An 11,461-nucleotide genomic window follows, 5' to 3' on the forward strand; every position below is an offset into this window, starting at 1 on the left:
GATGCCCGAATCGGCACCGGATCCAAGGTCTCTCGCAACCAGTGGGATGCGATGTCTGTCAGGACAGATGAGGAAATGTCGGTCGAGGTTCCGAAACGATCACACCCCCTGCAGCGCGTCCTGCGTGGCCCGCGCCCCGAAGCGGTGCCCGCCCTCGTAGCCAGGGCCAGTGCCCTGGTCGGGCTCCTGGACATCGCCGCCGGCGTCTTCCCCCGCTTCCGGCACAGCCGTATGCACACCCTCGCCGAGGTGCTGCCCGGCGCGCTCGGCCCGTTCGCGGCCGCGCTCTCGCTCAGCGCCGGCGTGCTGCTGCTCCTGCTCGCCCACGGCCTGCGGCGCCGCAAGCGCCGGGCGTGGCGCGCGGCCGTGGCGCTGCTGCCGGCCGGCGCGATGGCGCAGTTCACCTACCGCCACTCCGTCCTCGGAGTGGTCATCTCGCTCCTGCTGCTCGCACCGCTGCTGCGGCACCGCGACCAGTTCCGGGCCCTGCCCGATCCGCGCAGCCGGTGGCGCGCGCTCGCCAACTTCGTCCTCATGGGCGCCGGTTCCCTCGTGCTCGGGCTGATCATCGTCAGCGTCCACCCGAAACGCATGGTCGGCGACCCCAGCCTGGCCGATCGCATCAGCCACGTCCTCTACGGCCTGTTCGGCTTCGAGGGTCCCGTCGACTACCAGGGCAACACCTCCTGGACGGTCGCCTTTTCCCTGGGCGCCCTCGGCCTGCTCACCGCGGTCACCACGATCTACTTCGCCTTCCGCCCCGAACACCCGGCCGCGCACTTGACGGAGGAGGACGAGGCCCGGCTGCGCGCCCTGCTGGACAAGCACGGCGGCCGCGACTCCCTCGGCCACTTCGCGCTGCGCCGCGACAAGGCCGTCGTCTTCTCGCCCAGCGGCAAGGCGGCGGTGACCTACCGGGTCGTGTCCGGCGTCATGCTCGCCAGCGGCGACCCCATCGGCGACGTCGAGGCCTGGCCCGGCGCCATCGAGCGCTTCATGGACGAGGCCCACGCCCACTCCTGGACCCCAGCCGTCATGGGCTGCTCCGAGACCGGCGGCGAGGTGTGGACCCGCGAGACCGGCCTGGACGCCCTCGAACTGGGCGACGAGGCGGTGGTGGACGTCGCGGATTTCTCACTCGCCGGCCGCGCGATGCGCAACGTGCGCCAGATGGTCAAGCGCATCGAGCGTGCCGGTTACGAAACCCGCGTACGGCGCGTCCGTGACCTCGGCGAGGCCGAGCTGGAGCGGATCCGCCGTGCCGCCGACGACTGGCGCGGCACCGACACCGAGCGCGGTTTCTCCATGGCGCTGGGCCGCATCGGCGACCCCGCCGACGGCGACTGCCTCATCGCCACCGCCCACAAGGCAGACGGCGAGCCGGGCCCGTACGGCGACCTCAAGGCGATCCTGCACTTCGTGCCGTGGGGCACGGACGGTGCCTCCCTGGACCTGATGCGCCGCGACCGCTCGGCCGACCCCGGCATGAACGAACTGCTCATCGTGGCGGCCCTCCAGGCGGCCCCGCGCCTCGGCGTCACCCGCGTCTCGCTCAACTTCGCCATGTTCCGCGCGGCGCTCGCGCGGGGGGAGAAGATCGGCGCGGGCCCGGTGCTGCGCGCCTGGCGCGGGCTGCTGGTCTTCCTCTCCCGCTGGTTCCAGATCGAGTCGCTGTACAAGTTCAACGCGAAGTTCCGGCCCCGCTGGGAGCCCCGCTTCGTCGTCTACCGCGCCTCGGGCGACCTGCCCCGCATCGGCCTGGCCGCGATGCAGGCGGAGGGCTTCGTCAACGTCGCCCTCCCGCTGCCGCGCTTCCTGCGCCGCCACAGGACGGCCCCACGCGCGTGCACCCACGCCGTCGCGGAACAGGACATCCGGGACATCCGCGCGGCCTGACCCTGACAGGCGATCGCCACGCAGGCAGGCAGGCATTGACGACAGGGCCCGGCCCGAGCGCCTCCGCTCGGGCCGCAAGATGCGGCAGCTTGCCCGACCCTGCCCGGGACCTCGCACCGCCGCAAGGCCGCCCCGCGCGCGTGCACCCACGCCGTCGCGGAACGCGATACCAGCGAGGCCTGACCCGGCCCGAGCCGGGGCCCGCCCCAGGCGCCGCCAGGCAGGCGGGCATGTGACGACAGGGCCCGACCCAAAGGCGTCCGCTCGGGCCGTACGAAGCGGCGGCACCCGAGCCGTGGCCCCGCCCCTCCTGCAGGGGCCCCTGCTCGGGCCGCTGGACGGGTGGGCTTGCCCGGGGCGCCCGGGGCCTACGCTGAACATATGAGCAAGCAGAGCGGACGCGGGCGCGTCGCGGGCCTTCCTGAGTGGGACCGCTGCGCGGTCATGGGAGTCGTGAACGTGACCCCCGATTCCTTCTCCGACGGCGGCCGCTGGTTCGACACGACGGCCGCCGTCAAGCACGGCCTCGCCCTCGTCAGCGAGGGCGCGGACCTGGTCGACGTCGGCGGCGAGTCCACCCGGCCGGGCGCCACCCGCGTCGACGAGGCCGAGGAACTCAAGCGGGTCATTCCCGTCGTCCGCGGCCTCGCCTCCGAAGGCGTCTCCGTCTCCGTCGACACCATGCGCGCCTCCGTCGCCGAAAAGGCCCTCGCCGCCGGCGCCGCCCTCGTCAACGACGTCAGCGGCGGCCTCGCCGACCCCGCGATGATCAGCGTCGTCGCCCAGAGCGGCGCACCCTTCGTCGTCATGCACTGGCGCGGCTTCCTGGACGGCGGCGCCATCAAGGGCGTGTACGACGACGTCGTCACCGAAGTCGTCGAGGAACTGCATGCGCGCGTGGAGGCCGTGCTGGCCGGCGGCATCGCCCCCGACCGTGTCGTCGTCGACCCCGGCCTCGGCTTCTCCAAGGACGCCGAACACGACCTCGCCCTGCTCGCCCACCTCGACCGCCTGCTCGTCCTCGGCCATCCGCTGCTCGTGGCCGCCTCCCGCAAACGGTTCCTCGGCCGCGTACTCGCCGGACCGCAGGGCGCACCCCCGCCCGCGCGCGAGCGCGACGCCGCCACGGCCGCCGTGTCCGCACTAGCAGCGCACGCCGGCGCATGGGCCGTACGCGTACACGAGGTGCGTGCCACCGCGGACGCGGTACGCGTCGCACGCGCCGTCGAGGGAGCGCGCGCAGAGAGAAACGCTCCGGACTCGCCCGAAGGAGCCCGGTGAGCGCCCCCCACACCGATGTCGAAGAGGTGGAACTCGCCAACACCGCCTTCTACGAGGCGATGGAACGCGGCGACTTCGAAGAGCTGACCTCCCTCTGGCTGACCCCGTCCGACCTGGGCATCGACGAGGAGTACCACGACCCGGCCGACGCCGGGGTGATCTCCTGCGTGCACCCCGGCTGGCCCGTGCTCACCGGCCGCGGCGACGTCCTGAGGTCGTATGCGCTGATCATGGCGAACACCGACTACATCCAGTTCTTCCTCACCGATGTGCATGTCTCCGTCACCGGCGACACCGCCCTGGTCACCTGCACCGAGAACATCCTCAGCGGCGGCCCCGCACCCGAGGGCGGCGAGGAACTCGGACCGCTCGTCGGCCAGCTGGTGGTCGCCACGAACGTGTTCCGCCGCACATCCGACGGCTGGAAGCTCTGGTCGCACCACGCCTCCCCCGTTCTGGCCGAAAACGACGAGGACGAGAACGACGACTCCCCCTCCTGAGTGGGTAGGCGCGCCGTACGGGCACCCGGCGGACCGCCGGAGCCCGCCCGCAAGGACCAAGAAGTGGTTGGAATCACGGAAGCAGGGGTAAGGGCGGCTACCAGCCCGTGAGCCACCGGATTCCCCAGGGGAAACGCACGGTGAAAACTCCTGGGACCGGCTCGGGCCGCGCCCCCGTGGCCCGACCCTGTCAGTGCCCGCAGGTAGATTCGTTCGAGGCCGGTGTGCCGCCCGCACACGGCAGTGACCGGCCGACACCGACGATTGCAGGAGTGATTCGCGTGGATCGTGTCGCGCTGCGCGGCCTGAAGGCCCATGGGCACCACGGGGTGTTCCCGCAGGAACGCGAGGAGGGGCAGACCTTCGTCGTGGACCTCGTCCTCGGCCTGGACACCCGACCGGCCGCGGCCGACGACGACCTGGCGAAAACCGTGCACTACGGCATCGTGGCCGAGGAGGTCGTGGCCGTCGTCGAGGGCGAGCCCGTCAACCTCATCGAGACGCTCGCCGAGCGCATCGCCCAGGCCTGTCTGAAGCACGAAGGGGTAAAGGAGGCCGAGGTCACCGTCCACAAACCGGACGCCCCGATCACCGTCCCCTTCGACGACGTGACCGTCACCATCACCCGGAGCCGAGTATGACCGCGTCCTTCACCGAGGGTCACAGCGACCCGACCGTACAGCCGGTACCCGCCTCCGTCGTGCAGCAGGTGGACGCCGCGGACACGACGCTCCACAACCCCAAACGGGCCGTCATCTCCCTCGGCTCCAACCTCGGCAACCGCCTGGAGAACCTCCAGGGAGCCGTCGACGCGCTGGAGGACACCCCGGGCGTGCGCATCAAGGCCGTCTCGCCCGTGTACGAGACGGAGCCGTGGGGCGTCGAGCCCGGCAGCCAGCCGTCGTACTACAACGCCGTGGTGATCCTGAAGACCACCCTCCCCCCGTCCTCCCTCCTGGAGCGGGCCCACGCCGTCGAGGAGGCCTTCAACCGCGTCCGGGACGAGCGCTGGGGCCCGCGCACCCTCGACGTCGACATCGTCGCGTACGCCGATGTCGTCACCGACGACCCGCATCTCACGCTCCCCCACCCGCGCGCCCACGAACGCGCCTTCGTCCTCGCCCCCTGGCACGACGTGGAACCGGAGGCCCAACTGCCCGGCCGCGGCCCGGTCGCCGCCCTCCTCGGCACCGTCACCCGCGACGGCGTCGAGCCCCGCCACGACCTGGAACTCCGGCTGCCTGAATAGTCGTTAAGGTCAAGACGACCGACCACGGTCCGTGGGGACCCGGGGGAATCGAAGGGACACCGTGAGAGAGCTGCGTATCAGGGTGCTGGCCGGCGTCTTCCTCGTCGCCGGGATCCTGTCCTGGGCGGGCGCCCGCCTCTGGAACTCGATCGGGACCCTCCCCAGCGTCCCCCTGGCCGCACCCATCGTCCTCGCGGTGATCGCCGTCGTCCTCCTGGCCACCGCGCTCTCGCTGCGCGCCCGCCTCAAGGCACAGCGCGAGCGCCGCCCGGGGGCGAAGGGAGTCGACCCGCTGATGGCGGCTCGCGCGGTCGTCTTCGGGCAGGCCAGCGCCCTGGTCGCCGCCCTCGTCGCCGGCATGTACGGCGGCACGGGCGTCTTCCTCCTGGAGTCCCTCGACATCCCCGCCCGCCGCGACCAGGCCATCTACGCCGGCTTCGCGGTCCTGGCAGGCATCGGCGTCATAGCGGCGGCCATCTTCCTGGAGCGCGTCTGCAAACTCCCCGAGGACGACGACCGGAACACGGGGGCCGCGTCGACGGCGTGACCCGCCGGAGCGTCAGCGGGCCATGATGAGGCTCATCGCCTCGTTGCGGGTCGTCATGTCCCGCAGCTGCCCGCGCACGGCGGACGTGATGGTCTTGGCGCCGGGCTTGCGGATGCCGCGCATCGACATGCACATGTGCTCGCACTCGATGACGACGATGACACCACGAGGCTCCAGGATCTCCATCAGGGAGTCCGCGATCTGCGTGGTGAGTCGTTCCTGCACCTGCGGCCGGCGGGCGTAGACGTCCACGAGACGGGCCAGCTTGGACAACCCCGTGATCTTTCCGGTAGTGGCCGGAATGTATCCGACGTGCGCGACGCCCCGGAACGGCACCAGATGATGTTCACAGGTCGAGTACACCTCGATGTCCTTCACGAGCACCATCTCGTCGTGCCCCAGGTCGAACGTCGTGGTCAGCACGTCCTCGGGCTTCTGCCACAGCCCCGCGAATATCTCCTTGTACGCCCGAGCGACCCGCCCCGGCGTCTCCCTGAGACCCTCCCGGTCGGGGTCCTCTCCGACCGCGATCAGCAGTTCGCGTACGGCGTTCTCGGCGCGCTTCTCGTCGAACTCGCCGATGGTGCCCTCGCCGTCCAGCGTCACGGGGTCGGTCATGTGGTGCCTCGTTCCTGTGTGTCTCGCATGCATGCATGCATGCATGCGGAAATGCCGCGCCCCCCAGGCTAGAACCTGGGGGGCGCGGCATTCATTCCGGGCCGGGTGAGGTCACGGTGCCTGAGACGTCAGGCCTCCGGACGGTCCTCGGTGGCCGTCTCCGCCGCCGGGGCGGGCTCCGTCGCGGTGGACTTGACGGTGGAGATCGCCGGCGTCGCGCCGTTGGCGCCGTTCGTCAGTGCCAGCTCCTTGGGGGAGAGCACCGGCGGGCGGGTCGAGGGCGTGCGGCGGGAGGAGCCGGTCCAGGCCGGCCGCGGGGGACGCTTGACGATCGGGGCGAAGATCTCGGCGATCTCCTCCTTGCCCAGCGTCTCCTTCTCCAGCAGCTGAAGCACCAGGTTGTCGAGGACGTCGCGGTTCTCGACCAGGATCTCCCAGGCTTCGTTGTGCGCGTTCTCGATGAGCTTCTTGACCTCTTCGTCGACCAGCGCGGCGACCTCTTCCGAGTAGTCGCGCTGGTGGGCCATCTCACGTCCGAGGAACGGCTCGGTGTTGTCGCCGCCGAACTTGATGGCGCCGAGACGCTCGGTCATGCCGTACTGCGTGACCATCGCGCGGGCCGTAGTGGTGGCCTTCTCGATGTCGTTCGCGGCGCCGGTGGTCGGGTCGTGGAAGACCAGTTCCTCGGCCGCCCGGCCGCCCAGCATGTAGGCGAGCTGGTCGAGCATCTCGTTGCGGGTGGTCGAGTACTTGTCCTCGTCCGGCAGGACCATCGTGTAGCCGAGGGCCCGGCCCCGCGAGAGGATCGTGATCTTGTGGACCGGGTCGGAGTTCGGGGACGCCGCCGCGACCAGGGCGTGGCCGCCCTCGTGGTACGCGGTGATCTTCTTCTCCTTGTCCGACATGATCCGGGTCCGCTTCTGCGGGCCCGCGACCACGCGGTCGATCGCCTCGTCCAGCATCTGGTTGTCGATGAGCTTGCGATCGCTGCGGGCCGTGAGCAGCGCCGCCTCGTTCAGCACGTTCGACAGGTCGGCGCCGGTGAAGCCCGGAGTGCGGCGGGCGACCGCCGACAGGTCGACGTCGGGGGCGACCGGTTTGCCCTTCTGGTGGACCTTGAGGATCTCCAGACGGCCCTGCATGTCCGGGCGGTCGACCGCGATCTGGCGGTCGAAGCGGCCGGGGCGCAGCAGCGCCGGGTCGAGGATGTCGGGCCGGTTCGTGGCGGCGATGAGGATCACACCGCCCTTGACGTCGAAGCCGTCCATCTCGACGAGCAGCTGGTTCAGGGTCTGCTCGCGCTCGTCGTGACCGCCGCCGAGGCCGGCGCCGCGGTGGCGGCCGACCGCGTCGATCTCGTCGACAAAGACGATCGCCGGGGCGTTCGCCTTGGCCTGCTCGAACAGGTCACGGACCCGGGAGGCACCGACACCGACGAACATCTCGACGAAGTCGGAACCGGAGATCGAGTAGAAGGGGACGCCGGCCTCGCCCGCGACGGCGCGCGCGAGCAGGGTCTTGCCGGTGCCGGGAGGGCCGTACAGGAGCACGCCCTTGGGGATCTTCGCCCCGACCGCCTGGAACTTGGCGGGTTCCTGGAGGAACTCCTTGATCTCCTGGAGTTCCTCGACGGCCTCGTCCGAGCCGGCGACGTCCGAGAACGTCGTCTTCGGGGTGTCCTTGGTGATGAGCTTCGCCTTGGACTTGCCGAAGTTCATGACGCGGGAGCCGCCGCCCTGCATCTGGTTCATCAGGAACAGGAACACGACCACGATGAGGACGAAGGGGAGCAGGGACAGCAGGATCCCGACGAAGGCGTTCTGCTTCGTCGGCGAGACCGTGTAGCCGTCGGGGATCTGCTTGTCCTGGTACTTGGTCTGCAGCGTGTTGGCGATGGTCACGCCCTGGTCGCCGATGTAGCTCGCCTGGATCTTCGAGCTGCCCTCGACCTTTGTGCCGTCCTTGAGCTGGACCTTGATGGTCTGCTCGTCGCCGGTGGTCAGCTTGGCCGACTCGACCTTGTTGTCATTGATCGCCTGGACGACCTGGCCGGTGTCCACCGTCTTGTAGCCGCCGGACGAGCCGACGACCTGCATCAACACGACCACGGCAAGGACGGCCAGCACGATCCACATGACCGGCCCACGGAAGTATCGCTTCACGTCCATCCATACGGAGCGGTGCCGCCCCGTCCCTCCTGCCATAGTGAGTTTGATAAGACAGTTCTTCTGACGGTACCCCAGCATTGTCGCGCGAAGCCGCATGGGACGGCTGGCAAGCCCGTCTGCATGCTCCAACGGCGCGAGGCCCGCCGGGGTTCCCGGTCGCGCTGCGAGCGTTCCGAGGGTGTGGGGTCCCTCGGGTCAGCCGCCGTACACGTGAGGCGCGAGCGTACCGACGAACGGAAGATTGCGGTACTTCTCGGCGTAGTCGAGGCCGTAGCCGATGACGAATTCGTTGGGGATGTCGAAGCCGACCCACTCGACGTCGATGGCGACCTTGGCGGCGTCCGGCTTGCGCAGCAGGGTGCACACGTTGAGAGAGGCGGGCTCGCGCGAGCCGAGGTTGTTGATCAGCCAGGAGAGGGTCAGACCGGAGTCGATGATGTCCTCGACGATCAGGACGTGCTTGCCCTTGATGTCGGTGTCGAGGTCCTTGAGGATCCGCACGACACCGGAGGACTGGGTGCCCGCGCCGTAGGAGGACACGGCCATCCAGTCCATGGTGACGGGGGTGGACAGCGCCCGGGCGAGGTCGGCCATGACCATCACCGCGCCCTTGAGGACGCCGACGAGGAGCAGGTCCTTGCCCTCGTACTCAGCGTCGATCTTCGCGGCCAGCTCGGCCAGCTTCGCGTCGATCTCTTCCTTGGTGATGAGTACCTGCTTGAGGTCGGCACCCATGTCTTTCGCGTCCACCCGCATCACTTTCGGTCGTCTCAACCGGCTGTCCGGCCCCTTCGCGGGGCCGGGTCCTCACCCGAAGGGGGCGGGGACTTTTCAGCCTTGCCGAATCACCAGTCTGCCACCCTGCCGCTGGGCGACGACCCTGCCGGGGAGATTGATGGCGCCCTGGCCGCGCCAGCCGGTGATCAGCCGGTCGACTTCCTCGATGTGGCGGGCGAACAGCGAGCCTGCCGGGGCACCGGCCTCGATGGCGGCTCGGCGCAGGATGCGGCGGCGCACGGCGGGCGGCAGGGCGTGGAGTTTGGCGCACTCCAGCAGTCCGGTGGCATCGCGCACGGAGGCCTCGGCCTGGCCGGCCCAGCTGTCGAGGGCGTCGGCGTCGTCGCGGGAGAGCTGGGCCGTACGGGCGAGGGCCTCGACGACCCCCTTGCCGAGCGCCTTCTCGAGGGCGGGCAGGCCTTCGTGGCGCAGCCGTGAGCGGGTGTAGGCGGGGTCCGTGTTGTGCGGGTCGTCCCAGACCGGCAGGGACTGGGCCATGCAGGCCTTGCGGGCGGTCTGCCGGTCGAGCTGGAGGAAGGGGCGGCGGTAACGGCCGTCGGCCCCCGAGACCGCGGCCATTCCGGACAGGGAGCGGATGCCGGAGCCACGGGCGAGACCCAGCAGGACGGTTTCGGCTTGGTCGTCGCGGGTGTGACCGAGCAGGACGGCAAAGGCGCCGTGGCGTTCGGCGGCGTCGTCGAGGGCGGCATAGCGGGCGTCGCGGGCGGCGGCCTCGGGGCCGCCTTCACGGCCGACGGTCACGGCGGCGGACTCGACCGGATCCAGGCCGAGTTCGCGCAGACGCAGGACGACTTCCTCGGCGCGCAGGTCGGAGCCGGGCTGCAGGCCGTGGTCGACGGTGATGCCGCCGGCGCGGATGCCGAGTTTGGGGGCTTCGAAGGCGAGGGCGGAGGCGAGAGCCATGGAGTCGGCGCCGCCGGAGCATGCCACGAGCACGAGCGGCGACGGAGGGCGCTCGTGCGGGGTCTGTGCGGGGGTCGCGCTGGTCTCGGTGTCGTCGGTCAGGTGGTCGTCGAGGATGTCGTGGAGGACGCGGCGGACCGCCAGGCGTATCGCCGCGACCGCAGGATGGGGACCCATGTCCGGTTCCCTTCATGAAAATGTCGGGGGTGAGCCCGAGCTCGGTCACTCAGAGTGTGTAGATGGTGACAGAACCGGGCCGTTCCCCGAGCATTGCACGCCTACCCACGGCTCACGGTCCCTCCAACGGGTGATTGGCGGGGCTTTCGTCTGCCGTCGGCCGGAATCGTTTCACGGCGTGCCGTGGGTTCACGGCTCGGCTTTGCGGTGCACGCGCGCGACCCAGTTCGCCGGTTTGGCGATCTCGGCCTTGGTCGGAAGTGTGTTCGGGGAGGTCCACACGCGGTTGAAGCCGTCCATGCCGACCTGGTCGACGACGGCCCTGACGAAGCGTTCGCCGTCGCGGTACTGCCTGAGTTTGGCGTCCAGGCCGAGCAGTTTGCGCAGGGCCAGATCGAGCCGGGAGGCACCCTTGGCGCGGCGCTGCTGGAACTTCTCGCGGATCTCGGCGACGGTCGGTACGACCTGGGGGCCGACGCCGTCCATCACGAAGTCGGCGTGGCCCTCCAGGAGGGACATCACGGCGGTGAGCCGGCCGAGGATCTCACGCTGGGCGGGGGTCTGCACCAACTCGACGAAGGAGCGTCCGCCGTCGTCCTCCTCGCCCTCGGGGCGGCCTCCGGCCAGGGACTGGGCGGCGTCCCGGATGCGTTCCAGGACGGTCATGGGGTCGACGTCGGTCTCCCCCAGGAAAGACTGGATTTCGCCCTCGAGGTGGTCGCGCAGCCAGGGCACCGCCGTGAACTGGGTGCGGTGCGTCTCCTCGTGCAGGCACACCCACAGGCGGAAGTCATGGGGCTGGACGTCGAGTTCGCGCTCGACGTGGACGATGTTCGGGGCGACGAGCAGCAGTCGGCCGCCGCCGTTCTCGCCGGCGGGCAGCTCGCGGGTGCTCGGGGCGAAGGTCTCGTACTGGCCGAGGACGCGGGAGGCCAGGAAGGACAGGAGCATGCCGAGTTCGACGCCGGTGACCTTGCCGCCGAAGGCGCCGAGGACTGCGCCGCCGGGCGTGTTGCCGCGCCGTTCCTGCATCTTGTCGAGCAGTGGTTTGAGGATCTCGCGGAACCCGGCGACGTTGGCCCGCACCCACCCGGGCCGGTCGACGACGAGGACCGGGGTGTCGTGGATGTCCTCCGTGCCCATGCGAGTGAAGCCACGGACGTGCGCCTCCGAGGCCTTGGCGTGTCGGCGCAGTTCCGCGACGACCTCGCGGGCCTCGTCACGGCTCACCTCCGGACCCGGCCGTACGAGCCGGGTCGCGGTCGCCACCGCGAGATTCCAGTCGACCATGCCGGATGAAGCAGCACCACCGATGCTCGTCATG

General features: G+C 70.3%; 11 protein-coding genes. 6 read left to right on the top strand and 5 right to left on the bottom strand.

The genetic code is table 11. The features are described from left to right. The first annotated feature begins 75 nt into the window (after positions 1–75). From F7R91_RS30020 to F7R91_RS30045, 6 genes are all read left to right on the top strand, one after another. Positions 76–1,896, top strand: a complete 1,821-nt coding sequence (locus tag F7R91_RS30020) for a phosphatidylglycerol lysyltransferase domain-containing protein (RefSeq protein ID WP_150953806.1) — start codon at positions 76–78, stop codon at positions 1,894–1,896. A 381-nt stretch (positions 1,897–2,277) separates the two neighbouring features. After that, a complete protein-coding gene (gene folP, locus F7R91_RS30025) occupies positions 2,278–3,177 on the top strand; it encodes a dihydropteroate synthase (protein WP_150953810.1) in 900 nt (299 codons plus the stop codon). Then, a complete protein-coding gene (locus F7R91_RS30030) occupies positions 3,174–3,677 on the top strand; it encodes a nuclear transport factor 2 family protein (RefSeq protein WP_150953813.1) in 504 nt (167 codons plus the stop codon). The genes folP and F7R91_RS30030 overlap by 4 nt, the downstream gene beginning before the upstream one ends. A gap of 281 nt (positions 3,678–3,958) precedes the next feature. Continuing rightward, positions 3,959–4,318 (top strand): dihydroneopterin aldolase, encoded by a 360-nt coding sequence (gene folB / locus F7R91_RS30035; RefSeq protein ID WP_150953816.1) that lies wholly within the window; start codon positions 3,959–3,961, stop codon positions 4,316–4,318. Further along, positions 4,315–4,926 (top strand): 2-amino-4-hydroxy-6-hydroxymethyldihydropteridine diphosphokinase, encoded by a 612-nt coding sequence (gene folK, locus F7R91_RS30040; protein WP_150953819.1) that lies wholly within the window; start codon positions 4,315–4,317, stop codon positions 4,924–4,926. Before folB ends, folK begins: the two co-directional genes overlap by 4 nt. 61 nt (positions 4,927–4,987) lie before the next feature. Further along, positions 4,988–5,473: a DUF3180 domain-containing protein gene (locus F7R91_RS30045; RefSeq protein WP_150953822.1), complete on the top strand. Its 486-nt coding sequence runs from the start codon at positions 4,988–4,990 to the stop codon at positions 5,471–5,473. Between the two features lie 12 nt (positions 5,474–5,485). Here the strand turns inward: F7R91_RS30045 and folE are convergent, their stop codons facing one another. The 5 genes from folE to F7R91_RS30070 form a co-directional block, all read right to left on the bottom strand. Continuing rightward, positions 5,486–6,091: a GTP cyclohydrolase I FolE gene (gene folE / locus F7R91_RS30050; protein ID WP_150953824.1), complete on the bottom strand. Its 606-nt coding sequence runs from the start codon at positions 6,089–6,091 to the stop codon at positions 5,486–5,488. A 128-nt stretch (positions 6,092–6,219) separates the two neighbouring features. Continuing rightward, complete coding sequence (gene ftsH / locus F7R91_RS30055; RefSeq protein WP_150953969.1) at positions 6,220–8,259, bottom strand: ATP-dependent zinc metalloprotease FtsH; 2,040 nt, start codon at positions 8,257–8,259, stop codon at positions 6,220–6,222. A 195-nt stretch (positions 8,260–8,454) separates the two neighbouring features. Then, complete coding sequence (gene hpt / locus F7R91_RS30060; protein ID WP_150953971.1) at positions 8,455–9,015, bottom strand: hypoxanthine phosphoribosyltransferase; 561 nt, start codon at positions 9,013–9,015, stop codon at positions 8,455–8,457. Between the two features lie 75 nt (positions 9,016–9,090). Beyond that, positions 9,091–10,137: a tRNA lysidine(34) synthetase TilS gene (gene tilS, locus F7R91_RS30065; protein ID WP_150953827.1), complete on the bottom strand. Its 1,047-nt coding sequence runs from the start codon at positions 10,135–10,137 to the stop codon at positions 9,091–9,093. Positions 10,138–10,326: 189 nt separating this feature from the next. Then, positions 10,327–11,460 carry a zinc-dependent metalloprotease gene (locus F7R91_RS30070; protein WP_150953830.1) on the bottom strand — a complete coding sequence of 378 codons (1,134 nt, stop codon included), beginning with the start codon at positions 11,458–11,460 and terminating at the stop codon, positions 10,327–10,329. Position 11,461 lies beyond the last annotated feature (1 nt).

Origin of the sequence: Streptomyces luteolifulvus (genome assembly GCF_008806595.1) — a bacterium.
In the GTDB taxonomy this organism is placed as follows: Bacteria; Actinomycetota; Actinomycetes; order Streptomycetales; family Streptomycetaceae; genus Streptomyces; species Streptomyces luteolifulvus.